Origin of the sequence: Actinomyces minihominis, assembly GCF_900187855.1 — a bacterium.
In the GTDB taxonomy this organism is placed as follows: Bacteria; Actinomycetota; Actinomycetes; order Actinomycetales; family Actinomycetaceae; genus Scrofimicrobium; species Scrofimicrobium minihominis.
Map to the genome: position 1 here is coordinate 85,589 of NZ_FYEG01000006.1, position 18,082 is coordinate 103,670.

The window sequence follows — 18,082 nt, forward strand, 5'->3', positions numbered from 1 at the left end:
GGCGGTGGCTTTTCGTTATCGTGGTGAGTTACTTGGACTCGAAGTCCTGCTCCTCGTTCTCTTCCGTGAACTCCGGAAGAGTGATGTGGGTCGATTCGAGGTGTCGCTTGAGTTTCCGCAGCCCGACCAGTGCCGCCACAACCATCAACCAGGCAAAGAGAACCGTGAAGGCGAATCCACCTCTGTGACCAACCTGGTCGATGGCGGGACCCGCGATTGCCGAACCAAGTGAGACACCAAGCGTCATGCCGGTCGACATCCAGGTCAGACCTTCAGTGAGGCGATCGGGAGGGCTGATGCGCTGCACGATGGTGTTGACATTGGTCATCGTTGGGGCGATTGCGGCGCCCGCGATGAACATCAGGACTGCCAGGATCGCGATGTTCCCCGCGAAGAGGAATGTGCTGACTCCGACAGCGATGGCGAGGACGCCGAAGAAGAACATCTTCCACAGCGGGGCGTCCCAGACGCGACCTCCGTAAATAACCGCTGAAATGAGGGAACCCAGCGACATGGAGGCCAGGATGATTCCGGCCATAAACGACATGTTCACTTCATCGGAGAACGCGACGACTGAAAGGTCGATTGAGCCAAAAACAGCGCCGTTGAAGATGTAGGTGGCAAACAGAGTCAGCATGGCTCCGTTGCGCATCACCGAGCTGCGCTTCACGCCGGGTTCGGGAATCATCACCGGGGGCTGGGTGGAACGCTGCAGCAGGAAGAGGAACGCACCAACAACCATGAAGACCACGGAGACCCACAGGCCCGCCAGCGGGTGAACCGAGGCGGCCAGAAGGGTGGCAATGACGGGGCCGAGGACGAAGACCAGCTCATCGAAGGCGGCCTCCATCGCGTAGGCCACCTGCAGTTGGGCCGGTGACTTGCAAACCATGGCCCAGCGGGCTCGAACCAGGGCGCCCAGTGAACCACCCGTGGCTCCCATGAGCGCCGCCAGGATGACCAGAACGGTTGGAGAAGCCAGGTTGACGATGGCGAAAATCAGGGCGACGAGGGATACCGCGGAAATCATGATCGACGGCAACATGATCTGCATTTGCCCGTGACGGTCAACCAGGCGCGAGAGAATCGGAGCGCAGATGGCGTAGGCGATAACCTGCACGGCACTGATCAGTCCGGCCAGGCTATAGCTGTCATAAAGGGCCCGCACACCAAGAATGATGGAGATGCCCACCATTGACATCGGTGCTCTCGCGATCACGCCGGCGATGGCGAATCGCATTGCTCCGGGCAGGGAGAGGACTTCTTTATAACGATTGAGCATTAGAGAAGTCTAGGGACCAAAATAGACCCCCTCTAGCGGCTGTCTGTGAAGTCACAGGGAAGCTGTCATCTCGGTGTGTGGTGTGGCGCAGTTGGCGTGGAAACCCCTCGGACTAGGCACTTAGTCCGAGGGGTTTCCTTTGAGTCTGCTTGGAGCAGCCTACTCTGCGAGGGCGGCGGCCACGACCACCTTGGCGGCCTCCTGGACCTCCACGAGGTGCTCTGCGCTGATGAAGGACTCCGCGTAGATTTTGTAGACGTCCTCGGTTCCGGAGGGCCGTGCTGCAAACCAGCTGTTTTCAGTCGTCACCTTTAGGCCACCGATTGGTTGGTTGTCGCCCGGGGCTCGCACCAGTTTGGCGGTGATGGGTTCACCGGCCAGTGTGTCGGCCGTGACGTCCTCGGGGGAGAGCTTGGCCAGCTTGGCCTTCTCAGCCTTGGTTGCCACCTGGTCAATGCGGGCGTACCAGGACTGACCAAACTCTGCGACCTGCTCCCCGTGAATCTGTGAGGGTGTCTTCCCGGTCACGGCCATGATCTCAGCGGCTAGAAGCCCCATGACCAGCCCGTCTTTGTCCGTTGTCCACACCGTGCCGTCCTTGCGGAGGAAGGATGCTCCCGCGGACTCTTCCCCACCGAAGCCGAGGGAGGCGTCAAGAAGACCGGCGACGAAGTACTTGAACCCGACCGGAACCTCCATCACCTCACGGCCAATCGATGCCGCAACCCGGTCGATCAGAGAGGAGGAAACAAGTGTTTTACCGATACGCGCCTCAGTAGGCCAGTTCTCGCGGTGCGTGTAGAGGTACTGAATGGCGACCGCGAGGAAGTGGTTGGGGTTCATGAGACCGTCGGAGGTGACGATGCCGTGGCGGTCAGAGTCAGCGTCATTGCCGGTGGCGATGTCGTAGGGGTAGACGCCGTCCTCATCAGGAACCATCTTGTCGAGTAGGGAGGCCATCGCGTGGGGGGAGGAGCAGTCCATGCGGATCTTGCCGTCCCAGTCCAGCGTCATGAAAGGCCAGCGGGGATCGACCGTCTCGTTGACGACGGTGAGGTCGAGTCCATAGCGCTCACCGATCGCACCCCAGTAGTCAACGGCGGCACCGCCAAGGGGATCGGAACCGATTCGGACTCCGGCTTCGCGGATCGCCTCAAAGTCAATGATGGTGTCGAGGGCGTCGACGTACCGACCTAGGTAGTCGTAGAACTCGATGTTCGGCATCGAGGACGGCTCCTGAGAGAAGATCCGGGGGACGTCCCGCCAACCGCCCTCGAGAAGTTCGTTGGCGCGGTTTGCAATCCATCCGGTGGCGTCGGAGTCGGCGGGTCCCCCGGTCGGGGGGTTGTACTTGAACCCGCCGTCAGCCGGAGGGTTGTGGGAGGGGGTAATGACAATGCCGTCAGCCAGGCCCGGACCTTCCTGGCGCAGCTCGTGAGGGGCACCGTTGGCCTCGAGGATCGCTAGCGAGACGGCGGGGGTCGGGGTCCAGGAGCGACGGGCGTCGATATAGGTTGTCACGCCCGCAGCCGAGAGGACTTCAAGGGCGCTGCGCCACGCGGGTTCAGAAAGGGCGTGCGGGTCAGCTCCGACAAAGAGGGGGCCGTCGGTTCCCTGTTCTGCGCGGTACTCCACAATCGCCGCGGTGATAGAGACAATATGCGCCTCGTTAAATGTGCCGTTGGTTGAGGTTCCGCGGTGACCTGAGGTTCCGAAGGAAACACGTTGCAATGGGTCAGTATGGTCGGGAACCACATCGTAGAAGGCGCCGAGTAGGCCATCAACATCAATGAGGTCTTCGGGCAGAGCAACTGTGCCAGCGCGCTCATGCATGGGTAACACTTCCTTATGTTATTGAGCATGGCTCCGGACAGAGCCCGGAAAGTTCGTCAACCCTAATATTAGGCATCTTCCCGGTAGTTGCCGCTACTCTGTCTGCCATGGGTAAAGCAAGCAGACGCAAAAAGATTGATCCTTCCAAGAAGGGCACCTACCGTGCCCCCATCCCCTTTGTGGACCGTCCGTTTGAAGGACTGACCATTGAGCGGGAACTAGTTGCCATGCGCGAACTGATTCCGTGTGCAACGCTGACCGCCAAGTCCAGCAAGGAGACCGGCGGGGTTGAGTTCGACTTTGTCACACTGGTTCCGGATGGGGCACCCGCGATGATTCGTGAGGACGGACGCATCCTTGTGGGGTTGCAGACCCGATTCAACTCCTCAGATCTCTCCCACGACCTGGGCGGCGCGCTCGGTTCCGCCCTTGTCATGAAGGCCTCGGGTGAAACCGGTGTGGTTCGTTTCGACGTTAGGGACGAGGCCCCGAGGCTCCAGGAGATTCTTGACTCCAGCTTCCTCGCAGAGGGGGCACAGCAGGCTGATGCGGCTGCAAAGATGGAGATCACCGAGGACTTTGGCTTCTGGTTTGGAGTCGATGAGGAACTCTCTGAAGACACCCTTGATGCCCTGCAGCAGAACCGCGAGGACATGGTTCCAACCGAGGCCGTTCCAGGTACCGAGGGCATGTACTGGTGTGCGATGAACAACAACTTCGTCCGCTACGTCACAGAGATCGATGAGGCGCCGCTGTTTACCGCGCTGGCCCGCCTCCAGGCATCCGGAACCGCCAAGCTTGGCGAAGGCTCCAAGTTTGTCGGAGCGTTCCGTGCCTGCGGCATTGCCATCCCGGTGTTCCAGGTCGACAGTGAACTGACAGCCGCCGACCTCGAAAAGCCGGCCCACGAGCTGCGTAAGTCCCTTGATGCAGCCCTGGCTCTGGACACCCCGCTGAATGATGATGAGCGCCGTGCCCGGGCCGGCCTCGTCTCCCGCCAGGTGACAATCCGCTAGTTTCCTATATCCCACAAGACCCCGGTACCGTATCTGGTGCCGGGGTCTTTGATCGTCTGCGGAAACAACTCGAAAAGCGGTCTAGAATGGGACGCGTGAGCGATTCCACAGGTCCGGCAAGCCCCCAGAGGGTGGCAGTAGTTATTGCTGCTCACGACGACCGGAACACAATTGCCTCCACAGTGCGGGCCTGTTACGCGATTCCAGATGTCGACCTCATCGTTGTGGTTGATGACGGATCCGAGGACGACACGGCAAACGCTGCGCGTGGTGCAGGTGCTGTTGTCGTGCGGCATTCTGTTCCTCGGGGAAGGGCATCTGCCCTTGAGACCGGGGTGAAGGTTGTCGCGATGCGGGATCGGGTCGACTGGCCTCCCCGTCACCTTCTCTTCTTGGAACCCACGCTGGGCGACAGTGCCCTCGAAGCCAGCGCGCTCGTTGATGCCGTCCAAGCGGGCCTGGCTGACTGTGCCATCGGTGTTGTTCCTAATGCCAGGCGAAACGGCAAGCACCGGGCCTCGGGTAAATCGGCCTACAAGGCCATTCGTGCCGCTACCGGGTGGAACCCCTCCGATCCTCTGTCATCTGACAGGTGCATGACCCGTGAGGCCGTGAACGCGATCATGCCGTTCTCGAATGGGCTCGGGGTTGATGTTGCTATGACCGTCGACCTGATTTCGCTGGGTTTCTCGGTGGTAGAGATTCCCTGCGCCTTTGATCTTCCGGCCCGCAGTGTGGGGCGACGCGACAAGCACTCCGTTCCCGGTCCGCGAGATATCTTCTGGACGGTGCGCACCAAGCGCATCATTTCCCGCAGGGTTCCGCGCCTCTACCGCACGGAGAAGACCAGCCAGGAGGTGGGTGTTCCCTACCAGGCTGGTCCCCGCGGAAGTGCCGCGCGAAAAGTGACCGTCAGCGGCACAACCGATGAGGTCGAGGTCGACTAGCCAGCGCTTCGAAGCCGCAGTGAGTTGACGACCACGAAGACCGATGAGAACGCCATGGCTGCTGCCGCAATCATGGGGTTCAGCAGGCCGAGGACGGCAAGCGGGACCGCAAGCACGTTGTAGAAGAAAGCCCAGAACAGGTTGCCCTTGATGATGCGCAGCGTGCGTCGGGAAATACGGATGGCCCGGGGCGCAGAACGCAGGTCCGAGTTGACCAGGGTGATGTCAGCGACTGCCATCGCCACATCCGTCCCGGAACCCATCGCCATTCCCAGGCCCTGCTTGGAGGCCTGAGCCATTGCTGCCGCATCGTTGACACCGTCCCCGATCATGACGACGGTCTTTCCGCTGGCCTGCAGCTTTTCGACCTCATCACGCTTCTGAGAGGGCAGCACCTCGGCACGAACCTCGGTGATTCCAACCTGCCTGGCAACGAACTGTGCCGCCGCCGTGTTGTCGCCGGAAAGGAGGAGGGAGGAGATCCCTAGCTTCTTCAACTCTGCAATGGCCTGGGCGGAATCCGGCTTGATGGTGTCCCGCAGAACAATCAAACCCAGTACTGCCGCCCCTTCGATCTGTTCGGGAAGGATACGCTCACCGATTTGTTGCTCCGCGGCGGGGGTCGGCGGATGATCGAGGGCATCACGGCGACGAACGGATCCGCCGTATCCCGCGCCGACAACGACGTCCTCGAGCTGCTTATCCGTGTACTCCTGATCGAGCGTAATCGTGGCGGTTTCGGTGGCCAGGTTGACCTCAGCTGACACGCCAGGCAGCTTCTTCAGCTTCCGCTCTACCCGCCCCACGCAGGAGGCGCAGGTCATGCCGGTAACGTCCATGGTGATGCGAGCCAGGTGGGTGATCTCTTCGGCCTCGGTCAGAAGGTCTGCGATTGCCTTCCGGTCGACCGGATCTGCCTCCCCAAAGTTACGTGAGGGAGCGGTGACGACGGCAACCACGGTCGCACCGGACGCCTCATACTCCGTCTGGGCGGCAGCCAGGGAGGGGGGCAGAGTCACCCCGTGCAGGCTGAGCCAGCGGGAACCACCGACGAGCACCACCGGGGAGTCCTCAGAGTTGAGGGCGGCTGAAACACCCTTGCCAGCGTGATTCACGAAACCGTTGATCCCCGGAAGGGGGAGGTCATGTTCCTTGGCAGTGCGGTGAATAGCCTTGGCCAGCGGGTGTTCAGAACCCGATTCGACCGCCCCGGCCAGGGCCAGAAGGTCGGCTTCGGGGCTGGCGGGAATGAGCTCACCGGCGTCAACGTCCTGTGCCGCATCATCAGAGGCCAGCAGAATGTGGTCGACGCTGAGGACTCCGGAGGTAACGGTTCCCGTCTTGTCGAGGACCGCGGTGGTGATGGTTCTGGTCTGCTCTAGAACCTCGGCGTTGCGAATCAGAATGCCCAGCTGTGATGCTCGACCGGACCCCACCAGAAGTGCGGTGGGCGTGGCCAGTCCAAGTGCGCAGGGGCAGGCCACAACCAAAACCGCGACGGCTGCGGTGAAGGCGGCCTGGAGGGGATTTCCCAGCAGCAGCCACACGACCAGGGTGATGAGCGCTATGCCGATGATGATGGGAACGAAGACCGCGGAGACCCGGTCGGCAAGACGCTGAACCGGCGCCTTGGTGGCCTGCGCGTCCGCAACCATGCGTCCGATCTGGGCCAGCGTGGTTTCTTCACCAACCCGGGTGGCCCGAACCACCAGGGAGCCCCAGGTGTTGATTGTTCCGCCGGTCAGGTCGTCACCGGCAACGACGTCCTGGGGCAGGGACTCGCCCGTCAGTAGGGAGGTATCGATTGCGGAGGCGCCCTCGGTGATCACGCCGTCGGTTGCAACCTTCTCGCCCGGACGCACCAGAAAGTGGTCCCCGACCGTCAGGGACCGGGCGGGAACGACCTGCTCCACCGTGTTTCCGTCCCCATCCCAGGTCACCAGGGTGGCTTCCTTAGCTCCGAGGTCGAGGAGCTTTCGCAGGGCGTCACCCGCGCGATAGCGGGTGCGTGCCTCAGCCCAGCGGCCCACAAGCAGGAAGGTGACGATCATGGCGGCGGCTTCAAAGTAGAGCTCTGCCACACCGCCGTGACCGTGATCCATGCGGGGCAGCAGAGTCATGTTCATCTTCATGCCGATTTGCCCGGCACCCCCGAAGAACAGAGCCCAGTAGCTCCACCCGGCCGAAGCGATGATTCCCAGACTGACCAGGGTGTCCATGGTGGTCGTACCGTGACGGATCGCAGCGAAAGCCGCCTTGTGGAAAGGCCAGGCACACCAGGTCACCACCGGCAGCGTCAGGACCGCAACCAGCCACTGCCAACCCGGAAACTGCAGTGCGGGCACCATTGACAGCACCATGATGATGACGCCGAGTGGGAGGGACACCAGAAAACGGAGACGCAGGACTCTGGCACGATCGAGCGTATCCTCGCCGACCCGGGGGGTTGAGTCGTAGGAGGAGTCGAGACCAGCGGTGTTTGCTACCTCACGCGTGGTGGTGGACAAGAGATGTCCCTTTCAATAGTTTGGTGCGGTGATAGGGGAGGGCGGTTAGAAGTCCCGCTTGATCTCCTTAAGTTCGAAACCGGCCTCGGCAATGGCGTCACGGAGGGCTTCGTCGTCGAGAACGACATCGGACACGGTGGTGACGCGGGAGGTGGCGCCGGGGTTGAGGATAACTTCAACGTTCTTCACTCCGGGGATATCTGAGAGCTCCTCGGTGACGCTTGCGACACAGTGTCCGCAGGTCAGACCATCTACGTACATCTCAGTGGTGCGATCGATTGACGCCATGGGAATACCTTTCGATGAGGTGGGCGAGTTAGTGCCAATTGCAACGATAGCGGGGTCCACGGAAGTCCTCTAGAGGTGCAAGCCCAAGGTGAACGAGACGGGAAACGTCGGGGGTACTGGATACTATGAACCAGGTACAGGGAGGTGAAGGTGGAGCACTACTATCCGCTGCGGCGCGTACCCCAGACTGCAACCGGTCGGGAACTGTGGGTTCACCTGCGCGAACTGGCAGGGCCACTCTCTCGAAGCATTGCCGCGCACGCACGGGCATCACTGATTCCCACAGGGGATGAGAGGGTGAGGGCCTCGCGGGCTGAGCAGGCGCGCCGTGCTGGTGAAGAGACTCTGATGAGGATGCAGCACATCTACTTCGCGAACCCCGGCCTCGACACCCTGACTGTCAGAATGATGAGCAAGATGGGAAGAGAGGTTGCCTACGGTGCGGCCCGAATCCTGCGCACTCAACTGAAGCTGGGCCTGGACAAATCCGGCAGGGCGACTCGCAATCTGAAGGTCCTTCCCCAGACCGGCTATGACGCCCTGATGGTGACTGGGCTGTCGGCAGGGAAGGCGCTTGGCTACTTCCGCGGTGGTCGGGTCGTTAGCCGGCTGTGGTGGGATAGCGCTGATCCTGAGAGGGACCCGCAGTTTGACGAGGGGCATTCGAGGCCCCGGGTGCGCAGGTTTGAAGCCCCGCTCTCCCTTCGTGACATGGCTGCCGACATTGATGATCTGTACTGGGCCAGCGCCTACGGACAGTCCATCAAGGTAACTCGAGTTGGAGAGGGAGAGGCGCGGCGGTGGCTGGTCTCCCTTCCCGGGACGGATCACTCTGAGTTTGAGACCCAGCCGAACCCCGCGGACCTTGAGGCCAATCTGCGTGAAGAGCTGAACATGCCCAATGCGATGCGCCGTGGTGCCATCGAGGTGATTCGATCAGCCATGCTCGAGGACGGGGTGAAGCCCGAAGAGATTGTCAACGAGCACGTGTTCATCTGCGGACACTCGCAGGGGGGCATGATTGCGGCGGCACTGGCATCAGCGGATCCCAAGCAGGTGGGAATCAACGTGGATCGCATTCTCACCCTCGGTTCCCCAACTCGGCGCCTGCGCCTTCGCGAGGATGTCGTGGCTGTCGCGGTGGAACATGACCAGGACATCGTGCCCTCCCTCGACGGAACTCCGCGTCGTAACCCCGATCAGCGGGTGACAATTCAGCGCAAACTCAACCCTCCGCGATGGAATCCCCTCTTCTATGCACACGCCTCATCGACATACACGGAGACGCTGCGCAGGGCGGAGCGGCAGAGCGCAGTGGCTCCCTGGGGTCGGGAGGCGGAGGCACTCAAGGCGCTTCAGGACTACCTTCCAAAGGTTGGGGAACCGACCAGGGTGTTCCACTCCTACGTGTGGCAGGAAGTCCGTGACCCCGAGGACCTGCAGCCCTGGGCCGACATTTTTGACGTCAAGCTTCCCGAGGACTGGCAGCCGGTTCGATACGACGGTGAAGTTGAGATTAATGAGGCGGTGGCGGTTCCCGTCGTTGACCGCATCGGAGAGCTAGCCAGTCACCTGGCCGCAGTAGGAATTGAAAAGGAGGGGGGACATGGAATCGGATCCAAGGCTCTGGATTGAGAAGTTCAAGGTGCATCCCACTTCGTTGGACCTGCGTGGCCTCGTCCCCCATACGGCGCTCAAGGCTGTCCGTAACACCGTCAAGAACCTTTTCGGCAATATGAAGCACCAGCCGGTCCCAGGCCGGAACGAACGCATTCTCAAGCTGGTGACGGACACGGTCCTAGCTGCGCCAGCGGTGCGGTTGCTGCCGGATCCTGAAGAGCTTGAGGTGCGGGTTGATGTCCAAGAGGGCTTTGGTAAACCGCTTCTCATAACGATTGATCTGGTGGCGACACTAAGTCATAGCGAGATGGACCAGTACTCAACGGAAGAGCGCCAGACCCTGAAGAGAATCTTCACCGACCTCCTCGACCGCGCGGCCACCGTCGCCTGGGATAACCCAGAGGTGGCGCCCGTGGGTGTGCGGGGGCGCGTCCTCGTCGTCACACCGGCTGATGAGGGTGGGGAGCAGTACCTGGTTGCCGACATGACGGATCTGGGGTTTGAGGACGAGATCGCGCGGGTCAGCGACCTCTACGAACGCCTTGGTGCCCCGGATTCAGATCCTGACTGGCGCCCGTAGTCGCCCGACCTCTTAGTCCAGAAAGCTGACGATCTGGGGGGCGAGGCCGGTGTAGCTGCGGGGTGACAGTGTGAGTAGCCTGGTCCGCAAATCTTCGGGCAGATCTGCTCCCTGGATGACCTCGGCCATTGCCTCACGTGTAACTGTGCGCCCGCGGGTAGCAGCCTTGAGCAGTTCGTAGGGTCCCTCCCCCGGGGCATACGCCGCTGCGTGTGCGTCCTCGTCGGCGCCAAGCTCTGCGATCCGCAGAGCCTGCTGGATGGCTTCGGAGATTACTTCCCAGTGTTCTGTCAGCTCATCTTCAAGAAGTTCAGCGTTCGCAGTCAGACCCTTGAGACCACGCACCAGGTTGTCGAAAGCAACCAGACTGTAGCCCAGCCCAACCCCGATGTTGCGCTGAGTGGAAGAGTCGGAGAGGTCGCGCTGCATCCTTGAGGTGGAGAGAACCTCGGCAAATGTGTTGAGCAGGGCATTTGAGAGCTCAAGGTTTGACTCGGCGTTCTCAAAGCGGATCGGGTTGATCTTGTGGGGCATCGTGGATGAGCCAGTGGATCCCTGCGCAGCCAGTTCCTGGCGGAAGTAGCCCAGGGAAATGTAGGTCCACATGTCTGTCGCCAGGTTGTGGGCGATACGGTTGAATGCTGCGAGGTCTGAGTAGAGGTAGCCCTGCCAGTCGTGGGACTCAATCTGGGTGGTGATCGGGTTCCAGGTCAGACCCAGACCCTCCACGAAGAGTCGGCTGATCTCAAACCAGTCAAGACCCGGCAGAACCACGGTGTGGGCCGAGTAGGTACCCGTGGCGCCGTTGAACTTTCCCAGGTACTCGGCTCCCTCGATGCGCCTGATGGCATGGGAAAGACGCCAGCCGAATACGGCCAGTTCCTTACCGACGGTGGTGGGGGTTGCGGACTGGCCGTGGGTGCGGGCCAGCATGGGAACTTCCGCAAGCGCCCTCGCCATGGCTGAGATGGTGGCGACGAGGGAGCGGGCGCTGGGAAGCCAAACCTCTTCGATGGCACCTCGGGTGCCGAGGGCGACTGCCAGGTTGTTGATGTCCTCGGAAGTGCAGAGCAGGTGAACGGCCTCTTGGTAGCGGTTCAGCGCGCTTGAGCCACCCCCGTCAGAGGTGCTGTCACCGTAGCCGGCGATGTGTTCGCGAACCAGGTACTCGACGGCTTTGACGTCGTGGCGGGTTTCGGCCTCAAACTCACCCAGACGGGCCCGTCGTTCCTCGTTGTAGTCGGCTGGAAGGTCTCGCAGGTAGGCGACCTCGTCCTCCGAGAGGGCGGGTAGTCCAGGAACCAGAGCATGTTCGGAGATGAACACCAGCCACTCAACTTCGATGTGGAGACGGAGGCGGTTGATCGCATCTTCAGAGAGGTACTCGGTGAGCTGGTAGGTCTGAGCCCGGTAGCGGCTATCCAGTGGAGAAAGAGCCCAGCCGCGATCGGCTACTGCCGAATCGTTGTGGGGCGTGGGTGAAGATGCGTTGGACATGGAACTTCCAATACTGCTCGGCTCGGAATGAGGTACCCCTAAGGATAGGCGCGCCGCCACCAGGAGTGAACGGCAGCCATCACCCCGGCCGTTCCCAGGGCGCGGTTGCCGCGACGATCCACAGACTGCGCTTCGGTCCGCGAGGGATTTGGGTGTGGCGCAGTAGCGTCGTCGAATGTTTGGATATGAAGACGCCGAACGCGTGGCCTCGGCACAGGGGGTTCTTGACTACGCGGTAACCGCGCTTGCCCACGCGCACTGCCCGGGATGGAAAGGTAGTGCGGCCGAGGCCGCGGACCAGATGCGGGTGGAACTGGCAACTCTCGGCTCAGACCTCTACAGGCAGCTTCATGTGCTGCGCCTTGAGATTGAAGAGATTGCGTTGCTGAGGAGCACACTTCTTTCCCAAGCTGCCTGCTCTGTTACAACAGGAGGGGGATGGTGACGACACCATGGCTCTGGGTCACCGAGGTGGTGACCAGTGTGGACACAAGTGAGCTGATGGCAGCTGCCGGGCAGGTGTCGGATGCGCTGTCAGCGGGTCGATCGGCTTCCGCTCACCTCTACGAACTTTCCTGGGGACCAGGCCTGAGCACAGGGTGGCTCTCGGAGGTGGTGACGACCCTGGACTCCCCTCTGGCAGCAGAGATCGCTGAGCGCACCGCCCTGGTGCAGTCTCGACTCAGCCAGGTGCATGAGGACCTGCAGGACTTTAGTAGTCGCACCGGTGCCTTCTCCGACTGGGTGGCCCAGGCGGCACTCATCTATGCCGCCGCAGAGGAGGGGGTGGCGGGGTACGCCCGGGCCTGTTCTCTTCTGGAAGGTTTGGGTTGCTCTTTCACAACCGGAGAGGGAGTTGGCGGCCGCCTGCAGGCCGGTGCCCAACTGGTTGGAGCACTGCCCGGAATGATAGGAGACTTCACGGCCCACGGAGGTGGCAGTCGGGGTGAGGCCGGAGCCGGGGTGCTGCTTCAAGGTCACCTGCAGTCGCTTGCGGGCGGATCGGAGCGGTTCCTGTCGGCCGTGGTTGCAGTTGCAACCTGGTGGCGCAGTCTGGGTGATTTCGCCTCCTCTCCCAGCCGGGGCATTCTCCTCAAGTCCGGCCCCCGGAACTACACCTGGGTGGGGGAGCAGGGGGAATCAAGCCCGGTTGCCAGTTTCTCAAGTGATTCCTTTCAACAGGTTGGTGACCGTGGGCTTCGCCAGGCACACAGCAGGCTCGAGCAAGTGGAGCCGGTGCGTGAAGATGTCCGGGAGTTACTGGCCGGGGTGGGTTTGGACGCCTCTGGTTTACCCCTGGAACGGATGGCCCCGTCAAGGGCCCAGGCTATCGATACGGTGGTCCCGCTGACGGCAGCGGCATTGCTGGCCCGGGTCGCCGGTAGTGGTTCGTCTCCCTCGGTGGGTGAGGTGCAGGTTCTGCGCCACTCTTCTGCAAGTAGCGCAAGGTCGTGGTCGGTGGTGATTCGAGGAACTCAGGAGTGGCTTCCGGGTTCCCTCAACCCCCAGGACATGCAGTCCAACTTCTCAGCGGTCGCGGGGAAGCAGAGTGATCAACAGCGGGCGGTAGAAGAGGCGATGAGGGCATCTGGAATCGAGCCGGGGGACCCTGTCGAACTTGTGGGTCACTCCCAGGGCGGGGCTATCGCCCTCAAGATTGCAGGTGACCCGCAACTCAAGCAGCAGTTCAATATCGTCTCGGTCCTGACTGCTGGGGCTCCAACTGCACGCCTCGGGGGAGGGGTTGATGCGGCCGTCCTTAATCTGGAGAGCATCCATGACCTTGTGCCGGCGTTGGACGGCATGGCAGCTGACCGGGCGCCTTCGACAACAACGGTTCTCTTCGACTCCTCCTCCCTTGCACTCCCGGAGGGTAAGCACTCCCACGACCTCGGCACCTACGTGGCTGCCGCAGCTCAGATGGGGCGCGAGGTCGGGGTGAACCCCATGGTGGACCCGGTGGGTGCCTGGGAGGAACAGCGAAGATCTGCCCTTGGCTTCGAGGTGGAAACCAGAACAGAGACCCTCTACTTCCAGACCACTCGCGTCCGGTGATACATCCCTTGAACTGCGGTTTCTTGATGCGTGGCAGACTGTCCCCATGCGATTTTTGATCAAGACTCTCGGCAACATGGTCGGCATCTGGGTGGCGGCTTCAATCATTCCGGCTGTTAGTTTCCGGCAGAATGAGGACTGGCGCTACACAGTTGCCTACCTGTTTGTGATCGCGCTGATCCTGACCCTGGCGAACCAGCTGGTTCGGCCCATTGTCAAGTTCGTTTCCATACCGCTGTACATCCTCACCCTGGGACTGTTCAGTCTGGTAATCAATGGCCTGATGTTCTTCCTGGTGGGTTGGCTCTCCGGCCTCGTCAATGTCCCCCTGATCGTTGACGGCTGGTTCGGGGCAATCTTCGGCGGAACTGTCACCGCCATCATTTCTTGGATCGTCGCGGGCATCGTCGGGGTAGTGTTCCCGAACCGAAGCCAGTAAACCTGCGCCTCCACCCCCGTACTGCGGTAGTTTCTTGAAAGAGGTGAAGAATCGGGGACGCAGATAATCCCTGCGTAAGACTCAATGGGGAGGCGAAGATTATGGGCAGGACTACCTATCAGCCGGGCAACGCGACAAGGCGCGCGATTGAGGCCGAAGCGGGTGTAGTCGTTGGGAACTACCATCCACTACCCGTCGTACTCGAAAAGGGTGAGGGGGCATGGGTCACCGATGTGGATGGCCGTGAATTCCTCGACGCGCTATCGGGCTACTCAGCCGTGAACTTTGGTCACTCCAACCTGCAGATCATTCGGGCCATGACCGACCAGGCCATGCAGTTGGGCCTCATCGCCCGCGCCTTCCACAGCGCCAACCTGGGGCCCTTCTGCGCAGCCCTTGCCGAACTGACTGGAATGGACATGGTCCTTCCGATGAACACCGGCGCCGAGGCGGTGGAAACCACGATCAAGGCGGCGCGTAAGTGGGGGTACCTCGTCAAGGGTGTCGAGCGGGATCGCGCGGAGATCATCGTCATGGACGACAACTTCCACGGTCGTACCTCAACGATCGTGTCATTCTCTTCAGACCCCGACGCCCGCGATGACTTCGGCCCCTACACTCCCGGCTTCGTCTCGGTCCCATTCGGGGATGCTGAGGCCGTGCGCCGTGCCATCACGAAGAATACGGTTGCAGTCCTAACCGAACCGATCCAGGGAGAGGCCGGAGTGGTGATTCCACCCGCCAGCTTCCTTCCAGAACTGCGTCAGATCTGCGATGACAACAATGTTCTGCTCATTGTTGATGAGATCCAGTCTGGGTTCGGTCGCACCGGAGCCACCTTCGCCTGCGAGTTGGTTGGGGTACAGCCGGATCTTTACACCCTCGGCAAGGCGCTGGGTGGTGGGGTGTACCCGGTCTCAGCTGTCGCCGGCAAACGAGAGGTCCTGGAGGTGTTTACCGCTGGGACCCACGGGTCGACCTTCGGTGGCAACCCGCTTGCGGCTGCCATCGGCCTCGAGGTCATCTCCATGATCAGGACGGGCGAGTACCAGCAGAACGCGGCTGAACGTGGCCGGCAGTTGCGGGATCACCTGGTTGAACTGCAGAAGCAGTTCCCGGATCTTCTTCTGGGGTTCCGTCAGATCGGCCTGTGGGTCGGTGTCGACTTCAACCCCGACCTCGTCACCGGCAGACAGGTCTGTGAGCAGATGATGAGCAACCGCGTCCTCATCAAAGATGCGCATGGTTCCGTGGTCAGGATTAGCCCACCCCTCTGTGCGACGGAAGGCGACATAGACTTCCTGTGTATCGCGCTGAGCAAGACCCTGGAGCAGCTGCGGGCCGGTTAGTCGTGGGTCTGGGATGATGGACTAGGTCGTGACCGCGATGGTTCACGAAGGGACAGAGGGAGAAGTAATGAAAACCGTACATATCGCCGCTGATCACGCAGCCTTTGAACTTCGGGAAGCGCTACTGGAGCACCTGAAGGACAGCGGGTACGAGGTCGTTGACCACGGCGCGTACGTTTACGACGCCCTCGACGCCTACCCCCCGATGTGCATTGCCTGTGGTGAAGCCGTGGTGGCCGATGAAGGTTCCCTGGGGATCGTCCTCGGTGGATCCGGTAACGGTGAGCAGATGGCTGCAAACCTGGTTGACGGTGTCCGCGCGGCCCTGGTGTGGAATGAGTCGACGGCCCGCCTGGCTCGCGAGCACAACAACGCGAATGTCATCGCCCTCGGCGCGCGTCAGCACACCATGGAAGAGGCCATGCGGCTGGTTGACGCCTTCCTGGAGACTCCATTTTCGGACGATGAGCGCCACATTGAGCGCATCGAGATGATGGCGGAGTACGAGGCGGCGCGCTGCAACGACTAGGTCGTGACTAGGTGAGGGTGGTCGGCAGGGTAAGGACGAGGACGACGGTCGTCGACACCGCAATCTCACTGAAGCCAATTATGGCTGGGCGAAGCGGCTTCCCGGTTCGGTAGGACCAGGCCGGGAAGGCTGCCGCCCGGATCAGCAGGAGTGCCCACAGGGCAACGATCCACCAGTTGAGGTGTCCGAGCAGGGCCGCCACGAAGGTGACTGCGAGGACGACCCCGTGGAATGTCAGGGAGCCGATCAGCCAGGCCGAACTACCGCGCTCTCGGATCAGAGTTTTCACCAGCGGAACGGTCCCGATGAAGTAGAGGGTGAGGATGGCTGTTGCCAGCCAGGCCCTACCCCAATCGTCCGGGTGTGATCCCAGCGAGAAGGCGATGGGGGTCAGAAACTGTGAAGCGATGATGGCGGAGGCCCGAGAGAGCAGTCCGCGTTCGTTGTCGTTCCACATCTCCCACAGGGCGATCCCGAAGCAAACTGCGAACGCCGGCGCCCACAGTGCCAGGCTCGGCTTGAGAATGAGCAAACTGAGTGCCCCGACCGCAGCGACCGCAGCGTAGGCCACCAAGGCGTTGCGGAAGCGTCCCTGACGCTTCCTGATGGTGGCTAGGCGTGCTTCGCCAAGGGGTTTTCCGGCTGCACGCGCCCGAGCGCGAGCACTTGAGTACACCTTGACCCACAGCCCAAGGGCGCTGAAATAGAAGAACGCTGCCAGCCACGCCACCAACAGAAGCAGCTGTTGCCAGGCCAGGCCCCCGAGCAGGCTGCCAACGATGACGGGAACCAGCATCATGGCCCAAGCCCCGTGTTGGTTCGAAATCCAACCATCTCGAACTAGGCGACGCGCCCGCTGCTTTGACGGAGATGATGCTCGAGTTCCCATGACCTCATTCTCGCAGGTGAGAAGTGCCGAGGGCCCACACCTAGATCCCAGGTTCATTTCAAAGACCTCGAAAACGCACCCCCGAAGAGCAAAAAAGTTGGGACACCCAACCAGGATGTCCCAACTTTTCACGAGTCGGGGTGACAAGATTTGAACTTGCGACCTCTTCGTCCCGAACGAAGCGCGCTACCAAGCTGCGCCACACCCCGTGACTAAGCAAGTATAGGGGCGCTATTCTTCCGGGCAAAATCGAAGTAATGAGACCTCAGGGCGGCAGAACAGGCGGATGGGGGCGTAGCGAGAAGTTCCCAAACCCGCAGAAACATGCAGGAATGACGGCGTTCCATGACCCGAGGGGAACCAGCGGTGTAGACCTCGACTGTAACGCCTCGAAATATCGGAGTTCGTCACAATCGCGCCGATGAGGGGAATGCGAATCTGTCCGCCGTGCGTGTGTCCGGCAAGGATGAGGTCGGCATCCAGATTGGCGAAGCGGTCAAGGACACGGCGGTATGGGGCGTGCATGACTCCGACTCGAAGTGACGAGGCCTCCCACCAGTCGCGATTCGGCGGTGTCGGCCGGTCTCGTTTGATGTGGGGGTCATCGACGCCGACGAGGGCAACGGTAGATTCCTCGCCCTCGGGACCATTCTGAAGGTGCAGTGTCCCAGCCTGGTTGTCGAGGTCGATCCACCCGGCCTCCGTCATCGCGTTGACCATCTCTACCCAGGGCAGATCGGGTTCCAGCTTTGACTTGTCCTTGGCTTTGCCCGCCGAATGCCCCGGAATCAGGTAGGTGCCCCACGCCTTCATTTCGGGGGAGTAGTAGTCGTTCGAGCCGAGGACGAATGCACCCGGCTTTTCGAGTAGTGGCTGGAGCGCGTCGAGAAGATCCGGAACGGCATCGGCCGAACCTAGGTTGTCACCGGTCGAGATCACCATGTCGAACTGCTCGGTCTGCGCCACCCGCTTGAGGAACTTCTTGATGAACCCTTGCCGCTCAAACATGTGCAGGTCAGAAATGTGCAGGATCGTCGTCTCTCTGAGGCCGGGTCGAGCGGGTACATGCACATCGAAGCGACGGACAATCGGGAAGCGTGCCTCAACGGCTGCTGCAACGAGTGCGGCGCCACCGAGTGCCACGGCTCCGGCAATCGCACCCCCGGTCCAACGCATGAAGCCAACGAACTGCGAACCCATCAGTGATTCGCGTCGACCTATTTCCTTGAACTTGGGGAAGAGCATGTCACT

Annotated in this window: 16 protein-coding genes and 1 tRNA gene; 9 read left to right on the forward strand and 8 right to left on the reverse strand. The window is 61.4% G+C overall.

Annotated elements, in window-relative coordinates; genetic code table 11:
* Window positions 1-28: 28 nt before the first annotated feature.
* Window positions 29-1,282, reverse strand: a complete 1,254-nt coding sequence (locus CS903_RS07150) for an MFS transporter (protein ID WP_099332861.1) — start codon at window positions 1,280-1,282, stop codon at window positions 29-31.
* A 159-nt stretch (window positions 1,283-1,441) separates the two neighbouring features.
* A complete protein-coding gene (pgm, locus tag CS903_RS07155; protein ID WP_099332862.1) occupies window positions 1,442-3,115 on the reverse strand; it encodes a phosphoglucomutase (alpha-D-glucose-1,6-bisphosphate-dependent) in 1,674 nt (557 codons plus the stop codon).
* Window positions 3,116-3,222: 107 nt separating this feature from the next.
* Here pgm and CS903_RS07160 point away from each other — a divergent pair, with 107 nt between their 5' ends.
* Window positions 3,223-4,131, forward strand: coding sequence for a DUF5926 family protein (locus CS903_RS07160; RefSeq protein ID WP_099332863.1), 909 nt, complete (start codon window positions 3,223-3,225; stop codon window positions 4,129-4,131).
* An 86-nt stretch (window positions 4,132-4,217) separates the two neighbouring features.
* Window positions 4,218-5,078: a glycosyltransferase family 2 protein gene (locus CS903_RS07165; protein ID WP_099332864.1), complete on the forward strand. Its 861-nt coding sequence runs from the start codon at window positions 4,218-4,220 to the stop codon at window positions 5,076-5,078.
* Here CS903_RS07165 and CS903_RS07170 read toward each other — a convergent pair.
* The gene (locus CS903_RS07170; RefSeq protein ID WP_370737657.1) at window positions 5,075-7,585 is read right to left on the reverse strand and encodes a heavy metal translocating P-type ATPase; all 2,511 of its coding nucleotides are present in this window, start codon (window positions 7,583-7,585) and stop codon (window positions 5,075-5,077) included. The two genes, CS903_RS07165 and CS903_RS07170, sit on opposite strands and share 4 nt — an antisense overlap.
* Before the next feature lie 45 nt (window positions 7,586-7,630).
* A complete protein-coding gene (locus CS903_RS07175; RefSeq protein ID WP_099332908.1) occupies window positions 7,631-7,873 on the reverse strand; it encodes a heavy-metal-associated domain-containing protein in 243 nt (80 codons plus the stop codon).
* A 150-nt stretch (window positions 7,874-8,023) separates the two neighbouring features.
* On the opposite strand from CS903_RS07175, the gene CS903_RS07180 reads away from it, so the two are divergent.
* Window positions 8,024-9,508 carry a PGAP1-like alpha/beta domain-containing protein gene (locus CS903_RS07180; protein ID WP_129587622.1) on the forward strand — a complete coding sequence of 495 codons (1,485 nt, stop codon included), beginning with the start codon at window positions 8,024-8,026 and terminating at the stop codon, window positions 9,506-9,508.
* Complete coding sequence (locus CS903_RS07185; protein ID WP_099332866.1) at window positions 9,480-10,073, forward strand: hypothetical protein; 594 nt, start codon at window positions 9,480-9,482, stop codon at window positions 10,071-10,073. Before CS903_RS07180 ends, CS903_RS07185 begins: the two co-directional genes overlap by 29 nt.
* Window positions 10,074-10,085: 12 nt before the next feature.
* On the opposite strand, the gene purB is transcribed toward CS903_RS07185, so the two are convergent.
* Entirely contained in the window at window positions 10,086-11,570 is a 1,485-nt protein-coding gene (gene purB, locus CS903_RS07190; RefSeq protein WP_099332867.1) for an adenylosuccinate lyase, read from the reverse strand.
* A 175-nt stretch (window positions 11,571-11,745) separates the two neighbouring features.
* Between purB and CS903_RS07195 the strand changes: the two genes are divergently transcribed.
* From CS903_RS07195 to CS903_RS07215, 5 genes are all read left to right on the forward strand, one after another.
* Window positions 11,746-12,015 carry a hypothetical protein gene (locus tag CS903_RS07195; RefSeq protein WP_099332868.1) on the forward strand — a complete coding sequence of 90 codons (270 nt, stop codon included), beginning with the start codon at window positions 11,746-11,748 and terminating at the stop codon, window positions 12,013-12,015.
* A complete protein-coding gene (locus tag CS903_RS07200; RefSeq protein WP_099332869.1) occupies window positions 12,009-13,625 on the forward strand; it encodes a hypothetical protein in 1,617 nt (538 codons plus the stop codon). The genes CS903_RS07195 and CS903_RS07200 overlap by 7 nt, the downstream gene beginning before the upstream one ends.
* A 46-nt stretch (window positions 13,626-13,671) precedes the next feature.
* Entirely contained in the window at window positions 13,672-14,064 is a 393-nt protein-coding gene (locus tag CS903_RS07205; protein ID WP_099332870.1) for a phage holin family protein, read from the forward strand.
* A 101-nt stretch (window positions 14,065-14,165) separates the two neighbouring features.
* Window positions 14,166-15,413, forward strand: a complete 1,248-nt coding sequence (gene rocD / locus CS903_RS07210; RefSeq protein ID WP_099332871.1) for an ornithine--oxo-acid transaminase — start codon at window positions 14,166-14,168, stop codon at window positions 15,411-15,413.
* 67 nt (window positions 15,414-15,480) lie between these two features.
* A complete protein-coding gene (locus tag CS903_RS07215; RefSeq protein WP_099332872.1) occupies window positions 15,481-15,942 on the forward strand; it encodes a ribose-5-phosphate isomerase in 462 nt (153 codons plus the stop codon).
* 7 nt (window positions 15,943-15,949) lie between these two features.
* On the opposite strand, the gene CS903_RS07220 is transcribed toward CS903_RS07215, so the two are convergent.
* The 3 genes from CS903_RS07220 to CS903_RS07230 all read right to left on the reverse strand — a co-directional run bounded on the left by CS903_RS07220 (window position 15,950) and on the right by CS903_RS07230 (window position 18,076).
* Window positions 15,950-16,831: a YwiC-like family protein gene (locus CS903_RS07220; RefSeq protein WP_164996708.1), complete on the reverse strand. Its 882-nt coding sequence runs from the start codon at window positions 16,829-16,831 to the stop codon at window positions 15,950-15,952.
* 135 nt (window positions 16,832-16,966) lie between these two features.
* Window positions 16,967-17,040, reverse strand: a tRNA-Pro gene (locus CS903_RS07225).
* Window positions 17,041-17,062: 22 nt separating this feature from the next.
* The gene (locus CS903_RS07230) at window positions 17,063-18,076 is read right to left on the reverse strand and encodes a metallophosphoesterase (protein ID WP_242491796.1); all 1,014 of its coding nucleotides are present in this window, start codon (window positions 18,074-18,076) and stop codon (window positions 17,063-17,065) included.
* Between the last annotated feature and the right edge of the window lie 6 nt (window positions 18,077-18,082).